Annotated in this window: 14 protein-coding genes; 7 read left to right on the top strand and 7 right to left on the bottom strand. The window is 47.7% G+C overall.

The features are described from left to right. Window positions 1–186: 186 nt before the first annotated feature. From SAPGRDRAFT_RS15465 to SAPGRDRAFT_RS15450, 3 genes are all read right to left on the bottom strand, one after another. Window positions 187–1,740: a bifunctional ADP-dependent NAD(P)H-hydrate dehydratase/NAD(P)H-hydrate epimerase gene (locus tag SAPGRDRAFT_RS15465; RefSeq protein WP_002660182.1), complete on the bottom strand. Its 1,554-nt coding sequence runs from the start codon at window positions 1,738–1,740 to the stop codon at window positions 187–189. Between the two features lie 35 nt (window positions 1,741–1,775). Then, window positions 1,776–2,414, bottom strand: coding sequence for a hypothetical protein (locus SAPGRDRAFT_RS15460; protein ID WP_002660181.1), 639 nt, complete (start codon window positions 2,412–2,414; stop codon window positions 1,776–1,778). Between the two features lie 1,051 nt (window positions 2,415–3,465). Further along, window positions 3,466–4,179 (bottom strand): hypothetical protein, encoded by a 714-nt coding sequence (locus SAPGRDRAFT_RS15450; RefSeq protein ID WP_002660179.1) that lies wholly within the window; start codon window positions 4,177–4,179, stop codon window positions 3,466–3,468. A gap of 37 nt (window positions 4,180–4,216) precedes the next feature. On the opposite strand from SAPGRDRAFT_RS15450, the gene SAPGRDRAFT_RS15445 reads away from it, so the two are divergent. From SAPGRDRAFT_RS15445 to xerD, 7 genes are all read left to right on the top strand, one after another. Further along, a complete protein-coding gene (locus SAPGRDRAFT_RS15445) occupies window positions 4,217–5,281 on the top strand; it encodes a sensor histidine kinase (protein ID WP_002660178.1) in 1,065 nt (354 codons plus the stop codon). Continuing rightward, window positions 5,278–5,997: a LytR/AlgR family response regulator transcription factor gene (locus SAPGRDRAFT_RS15440; RefSeq protein ID WP_002660177.1), complete on the top strand. Its 720-nt coding sequence runs from the start codon at window positions 5,278–5,280 to the stop codon at window positions 5,995–5,997. Before SAPGRDRAFT_RS15445 ends, SAPGRDRAFT_RS15440 begins: the two co-directional genes overlap by 4 nt. A 464-nt stretch (window positions 5,998–6,461) precedes the next feature. After that, window positions 6,462–7,130, top strand: a complete 669-nt coding sequence (locus tag SAPGRDRAFT_RS15435; protein ID WP_002660176.1) for a vWA domain-containing protein — start codon at window positions 6,462–6,464, stop codon at window positions 7,128–7,130. A 104-nt stretch (window positions 7,131–7,234) separates the two neighbouring features. Next, entirely contained in the window at window positions 7,235–8,110 is an 876-nt protein-coding gene (locus SAPGRDRAFT_RS15430) for a PP2C family serine/threonine-protein phosphatase (protein WP_002660175.1), read from the top strand. Window positions 8,111–8,309: 199 nt separating this feature from the next. Continuing rightward, complete coding sequence (locus SAPGRDRAFT_RS15425; RefSeq protein ID WP_002660174.1) at window positions 8,310–10,511, top strand: protein kinase domain-containing protein; 2,202 nt, start codon at window positions 8,310–8,312, stop codon at window positions 10,509–10,511. Window positions 10,512–10,600: 89 nt separating this feature from the next. Next, entirely contained in the window at window positions 10,601–10,858 is a 258-nt protein-coding gene (locus SAPGRDRAFT_RS15420) for a type B 50S ribosomal protein L31 (protein WP_002660173.1), read from the top strand. Window positions 10,859–11,455: 597 nt separating this feature from the next. Beyond that, a complete protein-coding gene (gene xerD / locus SAPGRDRAFT_RS15415) occupies window positions 11,456–12,367 on the top strand; it encodes a site-specific tyrosine recombinase XerD (RefSeq protein ID WP_002660171.1) in 912 nt (303 codons plus the stop codon). Between the two features lie 321 nt (window positions 12,368–12,688). Here the strand turns inward: xerD and SAPGRDRAFT_RS15410 are convergent, their stop codons facing one another. The 4 genes from SAPGRDRAFT_RS15410 to SAPGRDRAFT_RS15395 all read right to left on the bottom strand — a co-directional run bounded on the left by SAPGRDRAFT_RS15410 (window position 12,689) and on the right by SAPGRDRAFT_RS15395 (window position 16,995). Continuing rightward, complete coding sequence (locus SAPGRDRAFT_RS15410) at window positions 12,689–15,238, bottom strand: S8 family serine peptidase (RefSeq protein ID WP_002660170.1); 2,550 nt, start codon at window positions 15,236–15,238, stop codon at window positions 12,689–12,691. A gap of 127 nt (window positions 15,239–15,365) precedes the next feature. Further along, window positions 15,366–15,872, bottom strand: a complete 507-nt coding sequence (locus SAPGRDRAFT_RS15405; protein WP_002660169.1) for an OmpH family outer membrane protein — start codon at window positions 15,870–15,872, stop codon at window positions 15,366–15,368. Window positions 15,873–15,895: 23 nt separating this feature from the next. Continuing rightward, window positions 15,896–16,411: an OmpH family outer membrane protein gene (locus tag SAPGRDRAFT_RS15400; RefSeq protein WP_081492030.1), complete on the bottom strand. Its 516-nt coding sequence runs from the start codon at window positions 16,409–16,411 to the stop codon at window positions 15,896–15,898. A 74-nt stretch (window positions 16,412–16,485) separates the two neighbouring features. Beyond that, the gene (locus SAPGRDRAFT_RS15395) at window positions 16,486–16,995 is read right to left on the bottom strand and encodes an OmpH family outer membrane protein (RefSeq protein WP_002660167.1); all 510 of its coding nucleotides are present in this window, start codon (window positions 16,993–16,995) and stop codon (window positions 16,486–16,488) included. Window positions 16,996–17,256 lie beyond the last annotated feature (261 nt).

Raw genomic sequence — 17,256 nt, 5'->3', positions numbered from 1 at the left:
CTGATTAAATACTTTGGACCAAAGAGGCGGCGCAGCCGCCCTGGCCGAAGGCCAAATGGCCCAGCGCTGCGGAGGGGTGGCCAAAGGCCAGACCGAAGGCGAAACGAAGTGTAGCCTGAAGGGCCGAGCGAACAGCGAGCCCCGCAGCATAGCGGCGGCCAGCAAAGCTGGCCGCGGGCCCCAAATCTAAACAATAGGACGCTTGTTCTCTACCTTATTCTGAATCTTTTTGCGCTTGGGGTTGAGGGCCAAAAAGGCCTTGCCCAAATAATCAATCAGATCGCCTGCCATAAGGCCCTCTTGGCTCTTTTCAATTACCGCCAAATCGCCCGCCAAACCATGTACATAGACCCCTAAAATACAAGCCTCTAAAGGGCTATAGGGCTGGGCCAACAAACCCGTCAAGATGCCCGTGAGCACATCGCCACTGCCGGCGGTGCCCATGCCCGGGTTCCCCGTTGAGTTGAAATAGCAATTGCCCTCTGGGGTCGCGATACAGCTATTGGCCCCCTTGAGGATGATGTATACATCTAGCTCCATGGCCTTTTGGCGAAGCAATTCGTAGCGCTCAAAATTATTGTGGCTACGGCCAAACATACGCTCAAACTCTTTGGGGTGCGGTGTGAGAATACTCTGTTTGGGAATATACTCCCACCAATCGGGGCTCTGCGCCAAAATGTTCAAGGCATCGGCATCTAGGACCGTGGGCGTATCTCGCTGCTTAAGCAAATAGCAAAGTGCATTGCGGGTTTTGTTCTTGGTGCTCAGCCCGCAACCAATGGCAATTGTATTGTATTTTTGGAGGTCGTAGATGCGGGTAAACACATAGCGGTCATCATCCAAATTGACCATAGCCTCGGGCACTGCGCCCTGAATTACCTCATAGCCGCAGCTCGGTACATGCACCGTAACAAGGCCAGCACCTGCCCGCAGACAAGCGCGAGTGGCCAAAATAGCCGCCCCCATTTTTCCGTGGCTGCCCATAATGAGCAAGGCATGACCAAAGAGTCCCTTATGGGCATATTTACCTCGTTTTTGGTAAATATTAGCAATAGTTTTAGGGGTCACATAATAATTATGCGCTGGCAAATTGGCAATAAACTCCTTTGGCAAGCCAATAGAGCGAAAATGAAACTCGCCCACCCGGTCATAATTATCGGGGAACATAAACGCAAAGCGAGGCGTCTCAAAGCTGAGCGTATAATCGGCCCGAATGCTACTGCTGATCGTTGGTTGTTCGGCCTGTAGGCCCGTGGGGCAATCTAGGGCCAAAATAATATTGGGACATTGATTGATGGCATCGACGATCTCCGCCAATTCGCCCTCTAAAGGGCGGTTGAGGCCAGAGCCCAAAAGCGCATCTACAATAATTTCACGTTCATCAAAGAGCGGGAGATCGGCTAGGCTGAGGATTTCGGTAATCTCTACTTCTCCATTAGCTTTTAGGGCCTCATATTGGTCCAAAAAGTCTTCGGTTTCTCGGTTTAGGCGATAAATAAAGACCTCTACCCCATAGCCCAGTTCGGCTAAGATACGGGCAGCAGCAAGTCCATCGCCACCATTATTTCCAGAGCCACAAAGAAAGCTCAGCCATTGATATTCTCCGATGGGGAATTGCTCAGCCAGCCAATCGGCAAAGGTTTGGGCAGCCCGTTGCATAAGGTCCAGATTACTTATCTGTTCGGCGGCTAAGGCGGCTTGTTCGGCAGCTCTTAGTTGTTCTAGTGTTAGTATTTTCATCGTTTCTTTTTTTTCTGCTTCAGCTTTGCTCAAAGCTATTCAATATACAGTTCTTTTTGCAAAGAGGCCATAAATAGGCGCTCTACTTCCTGTACATCGGGCGTCCAGCCATCAAAGGAGACAACAGCTAAACTATATAAATGTCTGCCTATCACAATCAATCGGCCCGAAAGCTGAAAATCGGCTCCTTCTAGGCGAAAATTGTGGGCAGGATAAATGTCTAGGTACAAAAAGCTATTTTCTGCCCCCAAGTTAATGCTATTGGCTTCTCGGCTTTTGGCGTCTAGGTCCATAATTAGGTCCTGTATCACCAAATCATAAAAGCGTTCTTTATCTTTTTGGTAATCGGCATAAGATTGCTCCTCTTTTAAATCGGCAACCGTAAGTTGCAGGCTATAGCTTTTGGCCTCTAGGCGATAGCGGATTTTGCTTCGGCTTCGGTTCCTTAGGCGCCTAGGCTTTTTCGGAAAGCGAATACTATAGCCTTGGCCTAAGTCTTTTTTCTGCCAATCCTTAATTAAAGAATCTATAGGGAGACTATCCGAACTGGCAGCAACCGGCAAGGGCAAACTATCGGGCTTGGCTACAGCAGGCTCCTCGGCTAGGGGGGGCTGCTCCGATTGACAGGCCCAAAAGAAAGGCATAAACAATAGGATGTAGATATATCGGGGCATCGCTTTTTGCGCAAAGGTACAAAGCCCCGCTTTAAAAATAGGCGAGACGGTTTAAAATTTTATGCGTACTCTTTGCTGTAGCCTAAAGCAGCCCCCCTAAACATAGCTTACCGCAGTTTACAAATGCCATTTCACAAATTGCGAATAGCACCCCCTGCTTTACAAATGCCGTTTCACAAATTATGAATAGCATACCCGAGTTTACAAATGCCATTTCACAAATTGCGAATAGCACACCCTGCTTTACAAATGCCGTTTCACAAATTGCGAATAGCACACCTTGCTTTACAAATGCCATTTCACAAATTACGAATAGCTTCCCCCAGTTTACAAATGCCATTTCACAAATTACGAATAGCTTCCCCCAGTTTACAAATGCCATTTCACAAATTACGAATAGCTTCCCCTGCTTTACAAATGCCGTTTCACAAATTGCCAATAGCTTACCGCAAATGCAGGAAGGACTGTTCAGGATTTTGTGTATTAGAATAAAATTTGGGTCTTTAGCTTGCTAGACTTCAGCCAATAGTCGCCTAGGGACAAGCCCCTAGGCTAATCCAATGGAGTCAGCCCTAAAGGGCTTCAAAGGCTTATGTACAGGGCTTTGCTAAGTAGTTATCGCAAAGAAAAACCTCATCCAAAGGCCCTCTTTAGAGGGCTGTCTGAAAAAGCTAGCCTAGGGGCTTGTCCCTAGGCGCAGAAAAGGGCAGCTACAAACTTGCTTAGCTGTTCCGAAATGGGCTGCGGCTTTCAAGCTGCAGCTATGGCCGAAGGCCAAACGGCCTAGCGATGCGAAAGGGGGCGGCGAAGCCGCAGACCAAGGAGCCGAAGGCGACGAAGGGCCGAGCAGACCTGCGAGCCCTGTAGCGTAGCGCCGCAAGGCGAAGCCGCAGCGACAACAAGGACTTTAGTCCGCAGTTCGACGACTGAAAGGAGTAACGCCCCAAATCCTCCTATAGCACTTTATTTTGAATAGCTAAGGGAAAGTTTTGGGCATAAAAAAGGCCCAAACCTAAGTTTAGGGCCTAGAGTGCTCTTCTTTCTGAGGGAGTTAAGAAGCCAGTTTAATTTGTTCGTTATGCATCCATTTTTGCCAAAGCGCCATATTTGGGCCTAGGGCGCCCACCATTTTGATCTTAGACTTGAGGACCGACTTAGATTTGTCTAGCGGTTCTTGGACCACTTGGCGGGGGTACATGCCCGAGGAGTGGATAAAAAAGCATTCTTCGGCCTCATTTTTCCAGATAAAGCCCACATGTTTATCGAGGCCGAGAATAAAAATGCCTGGGCTAGCTCGCTTGAGGTAAAAATGGAGGTCCGACATTTTGGTATAGGTCTGAATGCTAGATTTTGCGGCCATAGACTTGATAATTACAGAGGCCGCCTGCTGTCCCATTTTGGCCCTAGGGAGCTTAAAGCCGGCATCTTTGAGGCAGCCGCTGACGAAGTAACCGCAGGCAATTTTTCCCTGCCCCGGTTGTTGGCTAGTGCCATGAAAAGCCCAAGGCGTGCCATACCAGGCGGGGAAAATATTTTGGCTGAGTTGGTCCATGACAAAGGCCCGACTTTCGGCAATGGCCAGCATTTGGTCCTCCTTATATTTTTTTTGGAAAATGCGCTTTTTTTGATCAATTTGGGCCAAGACCTCTTGATAAGCCTCGGCTTTTTCGTTGGGACTAGGCCCCTTTCTAGGCTCGACCCAATATAAATAAAGAGCAATTAGGGCCAAAACCCCCACTAGTATAAATTGATGATATAGCTTCATGAGCAATGCTTAATTTTGGAGTGAAGAACTAAAACCTATGGAATCGACTGTCCCCTTAAATTGGATGAGCCGCTTTTGGCGCTATGTAGAGCGCCCTTGGCTCTACCATCTGTTGTTGTGGCTGCTCTATTTTAATCTGATGCTGACCATTAACTACAATGGCTGGGCAGAGCTGCCCTTTACACTCATGACCTTGGGCATCCATTTGTTTTTTGTGATGGCTTTGGTCTACTGGAACCTCTGGCAAATTTTGCCCCAGTATTTGGCCCAGAAGAAAATAGGCCGCTACTTTCTGATAGCCACCTTTGCCACCTTTCTCATTACGCCCCTAGAGCTGATTTGTTTATATTGGGTAATGGACGAATATACGGCGGCACAAGAACATCTGCTAAAAAACCAACATATTCATTTCCTCTTCAATTTCTTTGTCCTCAGCCTGAGTACGGCCCTAAAAATTGGCAAAGAATGGTTGCTTCAAGAGCGTATCAAAAGAGATTTAGAAAAGCGAAACCTGCAATCAGAACTCAGTTTTCTTAAGTCTCAAATCAATCCCCACTTCCTCTTTAACACCCTCAATAACCTCTATGCGCTCAGCCTAAAGAAATCCGATAAAGCCCCAGAGCTGGTCCTCCGCCTCTCGGCCATGATGCGTTACATGCTTTATGAATGCAATGAAAAAATGGTTCCCCTACAAAAGGAAATTAGTTATATGGAGAACTATCTGGCCCTAGAACAAATCCGCTATGGCGACAAGGCCCAGATTGCCCTGCACTACCCCCAACCGCTTCCACAAAGCGTAGAAGTGCCCCCACTGCTCTTTATTCCCTTCCTAGAAAATGCCTTTAAACACGGACTTGCTAATAGCATTGAGGAAGGCTATGTTTGGATAGAATTACAAATTGAAGAAAAAAAACTTAACTTTAGGATAGAAAATAGCAAAAGTAGCGAGCCCAAAGGCGAACTTTATCACCAAGGAGGTATTGGCCTGAGCAATGTCCGCCGCCGCCTCGAGCTCCTCTACCCCAAACGACACCAACTCCAAATTATGGAGGACCCCAGCAGCTATCAGGTCCTCTTAACACTGACAAAGGAAAAACTATGAATGTTTTAATCGTTGATGACGAACCCCTAGCCAGAGACGTTCTGCAAACCTATATCGAAAAAATACCCAGCCTGAAACTCGTCGGGAGCTGCCAAAATGCCATCGAAGCTTTTGAACAACTCAATAGCCAAACCGTAGACCTCATGCTGCTCGATATTCATATGCCCCAAATCTCTGGTATCGATTTTCTCAAAACATTGGCCCAACCACCTCTGGTCATTTTTACCACCGCTTACTCCAATTATGCCCTAGAAAGCTATGAGCTCAATGTCGTCGATTATCTGCTCAAACCCATCGCTTTCGACCGCTTCGTCAAGGCCATCAATAAGGCCGTAGGACTGCAAAAAAATAGAGGACAAGAACGACAAACAAAAACCGCAGCCCCCCAAACAAAAGGAAGCGACTATATCTTTGTCAAAGCAGATAAAAAACTAATTAAGGTCCGTTTTGACGAAATTTTTTATATTGAAGGACTCAAGGATTATGTTATTTTACATACGCCCCAAGGCCGAATCGTCACCCTACAAACCATGAAGTTACTAGAGGCCAAACTGCCCGCCCAACTCTTCAAAAGGGTCCATCGATCCTATATCGCCAACCTCAGCAAAATTGCTATGCTAGAAGGCAATATGCTGGAACTCAACGGCAAAAGTATTCCCGTGGGCAAAAATTATCGCGATGAACTGCTGGCCATTATCAATGAAAAGCGCCTTTAAGCTGTTTTGGGGCCTCCGCTGAATATAATATGGCGGCGGTTACTCCCTTTGGTCGTCGAACTGCGGTCTAAAGACCTTGTTGTCGTTTCGCAGCTCGCTGCTGTTTTGGGGCCTCCGCTGAATATAATATGGCGGCGGTTACTCCCTTTGGTCGTCGAACTGCGGTCTAAAGACCTTGTTGTCGTTTCGCAGCTCGCTGCTGTTTTGGGGCCTCCGCTGCGGCTTCGCCTTGCGGCGCTACGTTTCGCAGCTCGCAGCTCTGCTCGGCCCTTCAGCCCTGCGGGCTTCGGTCTGGCCCTGCGGGCCACTGCTGCACATCGCTAGGCCGTTCTGGCCTGCGGCCAGGGGCGGCTTCGCCGCCCAATTGGACCAATAAATTGGCCCTCTACTGAACCTTGAAAACAAAAAAACACTTAAGTAATAGATAAAATCTTCATGCATCAACTGAAATAATCTATATAATTATGAGCTACTTTCAGGGAGAAACCCCAGATAATTACGAACAGAAATGTTTGTGCACCTTGGTCCTCGATACTTCGGGCTCTATGGGTGGCGAACCTATCCGCGAGCTCAACCGTGGCTTGCAGGAATTTTATGCGGCTATTGAGGAAGACCTCATTGCGGCCAACCGCCTAGAGGTTAGTGTCGTTACTTTTGGCAGCCGAATCAACACCCTCCAAGAGCCCTCGCTCATTGAGGGCTTTGATATGCCTACTCTGGGGGTTAGTGGCACCACTCGCCTAGTCGATGCTGTTCGAGAAGCCATGCGCAAAACAGAAGAACGCAAACAATGGTACAAAGAAACTGGGCAACCCTATTACCGCCCTATTGTGGTCCTCATTACCGATGGCGAACCCGATAGAGACCAGGATGTCAATGGCCTTTCTTCCGAAATCCGAGAAGCCGTTGAAGGCAAGCGCTTTACGTTTTTTGGCCTAGGCGTAAAAGGGTACAATCATGCTACTCTACAACGCATCTGCCCACCCACCGCTCCGCCTATGCCTCTAGCAGGCTATAAGTTCTCGGAGTTCTTCAAGTGGCTGAGCAATAGTATTGGCATTATTACCAAATCTAAAGAAGGAGAAACCATTGAGCTTCCTCCTATTAGTGATTGGGCCCAAATGAAGTTTTAATTTTTTTTGCCAAGCAGTTCTTGAGGATTCACTCAAGAACTGCTTCCCTATAATTTAGAATAAGGGGGGAGGCAAAGCTGCCAACCCTCGACTTTTTATTGCTTATGAATCAGGAAGAAAAAAGCCCTTGGGTCTTAGCCTATGCTTCGGTAATTGGCAACGGACATATTCAGTCGGGCATCCCCTGCCAAGATAGTACCGCACATCACCAAATCAATAAAGATTGGGGGGTGGCGGTGGTCTGCGATGGTGCAGGTTCTGCGGCCCAATCACATATTGGGTCTGATTTTGTGGCCCGAAATACGGCCCATTGTTTAGAGGAAGTGATTCAGCGCTGTGCTTGGTCGCCCAGCCAACTACCCGATGAACAAACTTGGCGCAAAGAGGCCCAAAGAGCCCTGCAACTAGTGATGCAACGCCTAATGCAGTTTGCCGAAAAAAGAGAGATTCCATTGCCTCAATTGGCTTGTACCGTTTTGGCTACGCTCTATTGTGAAGGCGCCCTGCTGAGCGTTCATATTGGCGATGGCCGGGCCGCCTACTCCGATGCCCCTGGCCAATGGAAGGCTCTTATAGCGCCCTATAGAGGCAATGAAGCCAATGAAACGGTCTTTATTACCTCTAGAATTTGGAACCCCGCCGGCATTGAGGAATATATTGAAAGCTCGGTCACTACTGGCCCAATTCGGGCCTTTGCCCTAATGAGCGACGGCTGTGAAAAGGCCGCTTTTGAGGTTAATATCTTTGACCCCAAGACCAAAAAATACAGCGATCCCAACAGGCCATTCCCTCGCTTTTTTGAGCCCAATGTGCCCGGTTTGCGCCAACTCTATAAAGAGAAAAAAAGCCAAAAAGAAATCAATACACTATGGAGCGGCTTTTTGACCGCCGGCACCAAGCAATTTAAGCATGAGATTGACGACAAAAGTATGATTTTGGCCGTTCGTCTAGCCGAAGTGCCCCAAGAAAAAAATATTTAAAGGTCTAGAAAGGCGCGAAGCGCCTTGGCTTAGGGATGGACAGCAGGGCCGCCGCAGGCGGCAGACCCAGCGGGCAAAGCCCGCGCAGGGCCGAGCGAGCAGCGAGCTGCGAAACAGCCCGACCCGAGCGCAGCGAGGGGAAGCCCCAAAGAAAAAATATATGCGCTGTTCTCCTTTATCTTCTATCCATTTTTAAACTATGCCCCAACAGTTTTATATAGCCGGCAGTAAAGAGGCCATCAGTGTGCCCGACAAACCCTTTGCAAGTGGAGGGGAGGGCGGTCTGTATGCTATTGAGCATCCCGTTCGTTATTTGGATTATGTGGCCAAAATTTATCATCCGCATAAGCGCAACAGCGAAAGCCGAGAGGAGAAGCTGAGCTATATGCTTAATAATCGGCCCAATGTAGAGCAGGAAGGCCAGCATCAGCCCATTATTTGGGTAGACCAACTGCTTTATGATGCTCAGGATAATTTTGTGGGCTACCTGATGCCCAAGGCCAAAGGAGAAAAGCTGGAGGTGCTCTGTGCCCCTAGTTTGCCCAAACGCCTAGGCCGTGCTTGGCAACGCCTGGCCTTTGGGCATGAAGATGCCTGGCGCCTTCGGATGAAAATTTGCTATAATATTGCCGCTGCCGTTTCTCAATTGCACGCCAGTGATCGTTATGTTTTGGTAGACCTCAAGCCCGATAATGTCCTGATTCAGAGCAATGGCTTAATTGCGCTGGTGGATATGGATTCTATTGAGGTGGTGGAAAATGGGCAAACTGTTTTTCCCGCTACGGTGGTGACGCCAGAATACACGCCCCCAGAGTATTATGATGGCCTCCGCCCTGGCGAACAGCCTATTCCCAAAAGTTGGGATGAGTTTAGCTTGGCCGTTATTTTTTATCGCCTTTTGTTGGGGATTCACCCCTTTGCAGCCTCTGCCCTACCGCCTTATGACCATATGGTTTCTTTGGGCGATAAGATTCATCAGGGCCTTTATGTGCACCATCGGCAAGAGCTATTTAGTGTGATCCCGCCTCCGCATCGGCAATTTGAAGAGCTAGAGGAAGAAATTCAAGCCCTTTTTAACCGAAGCTTTGTTGCGGGCCATCAGCAGGCAGAAGAACGCATTTCGGCTGAAGAATGGGGCAGCACCTTTATGAATAGCCCCCTTTTGCTGATTGACCGACCGCTGCCCTCTAAGGTTCTTGCCGTAGAACATAAACAACAGCAAAACTGGTACGAACTAGCCGTCAGCCGAGCCGTAGCCGAGCTCAAACTGGCCGCACCAGAGCTCAAGGACTTACAAAAACAACTGGAGGATGGAGGCATGAGCCCAAAGCTGTTTAGAGACAAAACAATGAAACTCTACAAAACTGCTGGACGAATTGCCCTCAATTTGCTGAAGTTTGTCGGAATTGTCTTTGTCGTTATTGTGGTCTTTGTCTTCCTCATTGGTGTCGTCTCTGACGACTTTGATTTTGCCACCGCTTTTGAGGTGCTCTCCGAGCTCTTTTTCTTTATTCCAAGAACCATCTTCAACCTCATTACGAGCCCAACTAGCTGGATCTTTATGGTTATTCCACTGCTCATTAGCTCGGGCCAAAGTATCCTGAGGTTTGTGGGTAAAAAAGTAAGTCAATTACTCGAGTTTGCCCAAGAACAAATGGCCCTGACCAAAGCCCAACGCCGCCGCTACCTAGAAGATAAACAATATAGCCTGTTTACAGAAAGAGTCAAGCTCAAGCAAAAGGTACAGGATATTCGCCAAGAACTAGACACCTTGCTAAAACTCAAGGAAAAAAGAGAGCGCAATTTCCAAAATACCTATGGCAAAAATGTACGCTCGGCCAACCAAAGAATCCAAGCCGATATTGCCCAAGAAAGCTACCAAATTAAGGTGCAAGACCAAAAAGCTAGAGAACTGATGCGAGCCGAAGCCAAGGAAATCCGAGCGCTTCGCCAACAGTATCAAAAGTACTTGCAAAACCCACCCTATAACCAGATCCTGGGCCATAGCCCCGAGCAAAAACTACAACAATTGCCCTATTGGGCAGGAGCCGAAGACATAGACAAAAGCCAAGAAGTACAAATTGCTCGGCAACTAGAAGACTGGAAAAAGAACTTTGAACAAGAACTGCAACTTATTCAAAATCGCTACGACCAAACCCAAAAAGAACTGCTCCAAGAAGGAAAAACACACAAAATCAAAATTGAGGATATTGTCAAAAAAGCCTCTAAAGAAATTCGCCAAGAATCTCAACTCGATGACAAACTCCTCGATAAATCTTACCGAAAACTACTCAAAACCCGCAACGACCTGCTCATAGAATTACATGGCGAGGAACATAAACTCAAAGACCTTAACCAGAAAATTAAACTTTTGCGCTCAGAACTCACGCAACTCCGATAAAAGTTGGACTTTCTCTTGCTTTTTTGAGATTTATGCTTATTTTTGCCCTCGCTTTATTATGAATCATCATTCAAAACTAATTTTTGGCCATGAAACAAGGATTGCATCCAGAAGACTATCGTCTTGTCGTGTTCAAAGATATTTCTACAGACTACAGCTTCCTAACACGATCTACTGCTCCTAGCAGAGATACGATCACTTGGGAAGATGGCAAAGAGTATCCCCTCGTTAAGTTGGAGATCTCTAGCGCCTCTCATCCTTTCTACACAGGAAAGATGACTTTCGTAGATACTGCTGGACGTATCGACAAGTTCAAAAAGAAATTTGCCAAGTTCGACTTGGGCTAGGCTTTTCTTTTTGCCAAAACACAAGCACAATAACCGCTATGGTTGTTGTGCTTTTTTTATTTGGGGCTGCCCCGCCCTTTGGTCGGGTCGGGCTGTATCGCAGCTCGCTGTTCGCTCGGCCCTGCAGCGGCAAAGCCGCTTTGGTCTGCCGCCTTCGGCGGCCCTGCTGCCCATCCCTCAGCCAGATTTAATCGCGCTGCTTTGGCCATAGTTTGCTATGAATTTTCGGCTAGGCCAGCTATTTTTTAAGGGCATAGCCTTCGCTATGGCCGAGAAAAATAGGGCCGACTAGCGGGAAATTGCTGCAAACTATAAAAGTGAGTGCGTTTAAATTTGGCTATTGCCTGCGGCGGCTTTGCCGCCTGCAAAACCGCATAGGACCAAAAAAAAGAGATTTTCTTCCCCTTGTAGGAAAAAAACCTCTACACTTTCAGAATAACGGTACATAAATTTCCGCTTTAGACTCCTAATTTAGGAAAATAAATTTTGCAAAAACAGACTTTTCTACTTTTTTATTAGATAAATTTCAAGCTTTTTAAACTTCTATTTCACAACCTTTCTTTTATACCTCACAAAAGCTTATCTCCAACACCTAATATGCTAGACCTTTATCTCCCCGGTTTTGAGGCTTTTTTGCAATTAGAAAAAGGACTTACCGCAGCTTCTTTGGCCGCCTATAAAAGTGATTTGAAGCAGCTCAACCGCTATCTCAAGCAGCAGCAGGAGCTAGAACAATTGGCCGATATAGATAAGCAAACGCTAAGGGGCTTTCTTCAGGAACTACAAAAGCTCGGCTTGGCCAAAAGCAGCCAGGCCCGTATGCTCTCTTCCATTAAAAGCTTTTTTGCCTTTTTGCGCCTAGAGCAATTGGTAGAGCAAGACCCCTCTACCCTATTAGAAGCCCCCAAACAAGCCCGGAAACTACCCGAATACCTCAGCATTGATGAGGTGGACCAAATATTCAATGCCATAGATCTCTCGCATCCGCAGGGGCACCGCAACCGCGCTATGCTCGAGCTGCTCTATGCCTGTGGCCTACGGGCCACAGAACTCTGCGAACTCAAATTATCGGGCCTTTTGCTAGAAATGGACCTCATTCGCCTTTGGGGAAAGGGCCAAAAGGAACGCATTGTCCCCATTGGCGAATCTGCCAAACAACAACTGCTCTTTTATTTGGACCAAAGAAAACATGCAGAAATCGCCCCCAAAGCAGAAGATATTGTCTTTTTGAACCGTAGAGGCAAACAGCTCTCTCGGCAAATGCTCTTTTTAGTGGTCAAGAAAGCCGTGGCCGATGCCGGCATAGAAAAAAATATATCCCCTCATAGTTTTCGCCATAGCTTTGCTACACATTTGGTAGAAGGCGGAGCCGACCTAAGATTGGTCCAACAACTACTAGGACATGCCTCTATTACCACCACCGAACTCTACAGCCAGCTCGATAATCGCTATTTAAAAGAAAGTTTGCGCTCTTTTCATCCTGCACAACAGCAAAAGCCCAAAGAATAACTTTTGGCGCCCTACAGGCCCGTCAGGGCCGCAGGCAATAGCCAAATTTAAACGCACTCACTTTTATAGTTTGCAGCAATTTACCGCTAGTCGGCCCTATTTTTCTCGGCCATAGCGAAGGCTATGCCCTTAAAAAATAGCTGGCCTAGCCAAAAATTCATAGCAAACTATGGCCAAAGCAGCGCGATTAAATCTGGCTGAGGGATGGACAGCAGTGGCGCGCAGCGCCAGACCCAGCCGCCAAAGGCGGCGCAGGGCCGAGCGATCAGCGAGCTGCGACACAGCCCGACCCGCCCGCAGGGCGGGGCAGCCCCAAAAGCACTAATCGATTAACATTAGGGGGCTAGACCAAGGACCGAGCTGCAAAAAGTACTGTCCAGCAGGATACTTATTTTGTAAATTCAGGCTAGTATTTGGGCCTTGAACGGCTCCAGTTTCTAAAGCCTGCCCCTGTAGATTGTAGAGGGTGTAAGAGAAAGTGCCCGCCTTGGGCAAACGGAGTTGAAATTGGCCCGAATTGGGTTGCGGCCAAATTTTGAGCGTTTGGTTTTCGCTAACAATGGTGCTTGTATAAGGTGTAAGATAAAGGCAATAATCCTCGGTTTCGGCATTTTGATGTTGTTGACAAAGCTCGGGATATTGGTTCCAGCGCAGGGCAATGCGCAGGCGGCTAGGGCCAGGCTGCGCCTGCTGCGGCAAATACAACTGGCCCAAAATCAAATTGCTTCCATTAAATTGGCCTTGATAAAGTAGCTCATCGGCATCCTCAAAATCGCCATCGGCATTGAGGTCTAGCCAAATGCGGAGACTTTCCTGATAGAGGTCTCCTTGTTCCACCTCAAAGGGAATAGACTGGCCAATGGGCCAATGCAGGACTAGGCTATCTTGCCAAAAATAGCCGCCATTATTGCCCGATTGCAGCTCATATTGGCCTAGGCGGATGCGCTCGATCCAGTCAAAGGTATTTTGTAGGCCCTGCATATTGCAGTATTGTAGTGGGCTACAGGCGGGGCAGCCTTCGCTGCGAAAAAAATGCAAGGGGCCCCAATCGCTGCTATCGCCTCTTAGGCAATGGCTCTGAAGCTGGTACTCAAAAAGGAGGCAGCTATCGAGCAGTGGCAAAACAAAAAGGCTATCTATGGCCGCCAACTGCTGCCAGGGCTGTCCGCTATTATGGGGCCGAAACCGCAGGGCCGAGCTAGCGGCATTAGTGGGCAAATGGGCCAATAATTCTCGTTCTTGATTGGCACTGAGGCTCCAGCTTTCGGATTGAGGCGGCAGGCAGCAATCCGTAGTACTCAGATAAAGCAAAAGGCTATCAGAGGGGCCACAAATTGGGTAAATTTTGAGCGCATAGCGCTGGCAATGGGCCAAATTAGCTAGGGTATCTCGGCTAGAGAGGTAGAGGGTATCCCAAGGAAAGCTAGCATCGGTTCTGAGCAAAACTTGCAGACTATCCTCATAATGCGGGGAATACAAATAAAAGCCTTCATCAAAGGCCTGCAGATAAAAATCGGGGGGCAAAAGGCAGCTATCGGTGGGGCAAGGCAGTTGTTGGACCAATTGGCCCGCATTGAGATAAGAGGAGCTTGTGGTGATCGTCTGCAAGCTGCCGCCGGGCGTTCCGCTTTGCAAAAGCGTTGTCTTGACAGCCAGGGCGGCTGCGGCGGGCCAGCGTTTGGCCCATTGCATAAAATTGGGACAGGCCGCTGCATAGGCTAGGGCAATGCTGCCCGTTACCGAAGGCGTAGCGGCAGAGGTTCCGCCAAAGCTACCATAATTCCCTCCATTTTGGGCTGTAAACACCCCATCGCCAAAAGCGCCAAGATCTACAGAAAGAGCGCCATAGCCGCCAGCTCGCAGCCCAAAACGGTTTAGATTGGTCACAACAATCAGGTAATCGCTGCTACAAAGGCTGGGCAAATCGCCAGCGGTTTCTACATTAACATCATTATTTGTGGTGGCGGCCACGCTAAGAATGCCGGCCTGCCCCAAGCTATCGTAAAAGCCACACCAAAGCGGAGCCGAGCTAGGCCAAGCATAATCTAAGCCCCAAGAAGAATTGCAAGCCACCACAAAGGCCCCTTCTTGTCCGTTACTTTGATTATAGCCTTGTCGTTGGCGCAAGATATAGCCATAGGCGGCCAAAATATTGGCCTCGGTAGTATTAAAATCATTTCGGACGATCAGCAATTGGCTGTTCCAGGCTAGGCCAGCGATGCCGGTAGCATTATTGCCTCGGCCAGCGGCTAAGGCGGCTACAGCGCTGCCATGATTTCCGCCTTGAATTTGGTCATTTTGGCTGTTGCTATTCCAGCCCCAAAAATCATCGACATAGCCATTTTGGTCCTCATCAATTTGGTTATTGGGAATTTCGGCTTGATTTTGCCAAATGGCGGGGGCCAAATCGGGATGTGTTTTTTCTACTCCATCATCAACAATGGCCAGCACAATGGGGTCGCCAAGGCGGCTGCTATCGCCGCCGCCCGCCAATTGCCAGGCGGGAACAGCATTATGGTCTAGGCCGGCTGGACCTCCAGCTTGTCCTGTATTTTGATGTTGCCATTGTTGGCCCAATAAACTATCGTTGGGAATTTGGCGGTATTTGAGGCGGCGGTTTCTTTGGGCCATTTTGACCTCGGGTTGGGCCCAGAGTTTGGGCAAAAGATCATTAGTTGAATTTGTTTTGAGCAGAAAATAGCTGCTCTGGGGAATCAGCAGTTCCGGGGCAGCCCAATGGCCGGGCAATTTGGCTATGAGCTGGCGAATTTGCTCCTGCTTATGCAGCAAAACAATATATTCTCCAGGCAAAGCTTGGCCCCAAAGGGAGGCCGAAAATAGCAGCCAACAACTAATTAAAAGAAAGCGCATAGTTTATAAATTTGATCGGTGAAGTCATCTACTAAACGATCTTGGCAAAGAAAAGGGCTGTAGGTAGATCAAAAAAAGGGAGTTGACCAAATGGTCAACTCCCTTTTTTGCCCTAAAACAAAACGGGTTAAATCCCCAATTTTGCTTTTACTTTTGCCGTAGCATCAATGCCTCCTTCAGAGTACATAATGAGCTTTACATCCATAATATAGCTATAGCCATTTTCGCTGGCTACATCGGTAAGGGCCTTATTAAATTGCTCATAGAGCGGCTTGATGAGGTCCTGTTCTTTTTTAGCCAAAGAACGCTCTGCTTCTGCGCTTTTTTGCTGCAGAGCTTGCTGCATTTTCTGCAGTTGTTCTTCTGCTTGTTTTTGTTGTGCAGGAGAAAGCACACCTTGTTTAGCTTTTTCCATGGTGCTAGTATAGAAATCCTGGACCTTTTTGCTTTCTGCTTCTAGTTGCTTTTGCAAAATTTTACCATAAGATTCTACCTCTGCTTTTGCTCTTTTGTAGGCGGGCATATTCGGAATAATCGCATCGCCATCTACATGAGCCATTTTTTGGGCCGATAATGGCGTAGCTGCCAAAAAGAGCAAGCAGGCCATTAGGCTAAAAAAAGAAGCCAATTTCATAGTTCTTGTTTTTGGGGGTGAAATTAAATGCCAAGCTTGGCTTTGAGTTTGGCCGTTGCATCGCTACCGCCTTGGTGGTAAAGCAACATCTTTTTGTCTAGAATATAGGCATAACCATTTTCCTTGGCCACTTCTTTGAGTTTAGACTCAAATTTTTCATAAAGAGGCTTGGTCAAATCTTGCTCCTTGCGCACCAAATCCTCATCAGCTTTGAGGGCCTGTTTTTGCAAATCTTCTTGCATTTTGGCCAATTTCTGCTCCGCTTCTTTTTGTTGTAGAGGAGTCATCTGCCCCGCCTGTACCTTAGCCATAACATCGGCATAATACTGCTGCATAGTCGCTTGCTTGCCCTCTAGTTGCTTTTCCAAAATCTTGCGGTAAGATTCTACCTCGGCTTTGGCTCTTTTGTATTCGGGCATATTGGGAATGATGACATCGGCATCTACGTAGGCAATTTTTTGTTGGCCATAGCTCACTGAGCTAAACGCCATAAAAGTAAGCAACATCAAAATGCTGCTGAGCTGCATAAGCTTTTTCATAGTATTTCTTAAAATTTTGAAGTTTGACGAATTAAGCGCACAAAAATAAATTTTTTTGGCGAAATCTAAGGAACTTATTTGCTCAAGCGTTTTACCACCTCTGCCGTAAGGTCCTTATCAGCTTTGGCATAAATCATTTGGCTGCCATCGGGGGCCGTAAAAATGAAGTCATAATTGCGCTCCTTGGCTAGGAGTTCGATAGTTTTATACACCTTTTCCTGAATGGGTTTCACTAAACTTTGGCGCTTAGAAAAAAGCTCTCCTTCAGCCCCAAAACGCTGGTCTTGCAAGGCTCTAACGGCCTTTTCTTTCTCAATAATTTCGTTTTGTTTTTGGGTTTTCATCTCATCGCTCATCAAGACTTCCCTTGCCTGATATTCCCGATAGAGTTGTTCAATTTGTTCGTATTCTTTGGCAATTTCTTGCCGCCAGCGCTCTGCCAATTGGTCCAATTCGGCCTGTGCGGTTTTATATTCGGGCACAGCATCCATAATTTGAGTCATGTCTACATAAGCTGCTCTTTGTGCAAAGGAAAAGCTCATGCTAGACAACAATAGCGTTAGGCTTAATAAGAGGTTTTTCATTTCTATTTATTTAATTATTCAGTATTTGATTTTTTTGGGGCTGCCCCGCCCTGCGGGCGGGTCGGGCTGTATCGCAGCTCGCAGGTCTGCTCGGCCCTGCAGCGGCTGCGCCGCTTTGGTCTGCCGCCTTTGGCGGCCCTGCTGTCCATCCCTCAGCCGCTCAGCTGTAGTGGGGGCTTTTGGCCCCTTTCTGCGGCCCTTTATGGTCTATTAGCCAAGTTTTGGGCCAAAAATAATTTCCCCGCCCTAGCAAAGATGCTA

This window comes from Saprospira grandis DSM 2844 (assembly GCF_000275825.1).
GTDB lineage: Bacteria > Bacteroidota > Bacteroidia > Chitinophagales > Saprospiraceae > Saprospira > Saprospira grandis_A.
Note: the sequence above shows the minus strand (reverse complement) of the source record. Positions and strands in the feature narration are given on the sequence as shown.

Excerpts from the sequence above, each read along its gene's own strand:
- SAPGRDRAFT_RS15465 (WP_002660182.1), bottom strand. The coding sequence starts at position 1,740 with ATGAAAATACTAACACTAGAACAACTAAGAGCTGCCGAACAAGCCGCC.
- SAPGRDRAFT_RS15460 (WP_002660181.1), bottom strand. The coding sequence starts at position 2,414 with ATGCCCCGATATATCTACATCCTATTGTTTATGCCTTTCTTTTGGGCC.
- SAPGRDRAFT_RS15450 (WP_002660179.1), bottom strand. The coding sequence starts at position 4,179 with ATGAAGCTATATCATCAATTTATACTAGTGGGGGTTTTGGCCCTAATT.
- SAPGRDRAFT_RS15445 (WP_002660178.1), top strand. The coding sequence starts at position 4,217 with ATGGAATCGACTGTCCCCTTAAATTGGATGAGCCGCTTTTGGCGCTAT.
- SAPGRDRAFT_RS15440 (WP_002660177.1), top strand. The coding sequence starts at position 5,278 with ATGAATGTTTTAATCGTTGATGACGAACCCCTAGCCAGAGACGTTCTG.
- SAPGRDRAFT_RS15435 (WP_002660176.1), top strand. The coding sequence starts at position 6,462 with ATGAGCTACTTTCAGGGAGAAACCCCAGATAATTACGAACAGAAATGT.
- SAPGRDRAFT_RS15430 (WP_002660175.1), top strand. The coding sequence starts at position 7,235 with ATGAATCAGGAAGAAAAAAGCCCTTGGGTCTTAGCCTATGCTTCGGTA.
- SAPGRDRAFT_RS15425 (WP_002660174.1), top strand. The coding sequence starts at position 8,310 with ATGCCCCAACAGTTTTATATAGCCGGCAGTAAAGAGGCCATCAGTGTG.
- SAPGRDRAFT_RS15420 (WP_002660173.1), top strand. The coding sequence starts at position 10,601 with ATGAAACAAGGATTGCATCCAGAAGACTATCGTCTTGTCGTGTTCAAA.
- xerD (WP_002660171.1), top strand. The coding sequence starts at position 11,456 with ATGCTAGACCTTTATCTCCCCGGTTTTGAGGCTTTTTTGCAATTAGAA.
- SAPGRDRAFT_RS15410 (WP_002660170.1), bottom strand. The coding sequence starts at position 15,238 with ATGCGCTTTCTTTTAATTAGTTGTTGGCTGCTATTTTCGGCCTCCCTT.
- SAPGRDRAFT_RS15405 (WP_002660169.1), bottom strand. The coding sequence starts at position 15,872 with ATGAAATTGGCTTCTTTTTTTAGCCTAATGGCCTGCTTGCTCTTTTTG.
- SAPGRDRAFT_RS15400 (WP_081492030.1), bottom strand. The coding sequence starts at position 16,411 with ATGAAAAAGCTTATGCAGCTCAGCAGCATTTTGATGTTGCTTACTTTT.
- SAPGRDRAFT_RS15395 (WP_002660167.1), bottom strand. The coding sequence starts at position 16,995 with ATGAAAAACCTCTTATTAAGCCTAACGCTATTGTTGTCTAGCATGAGC.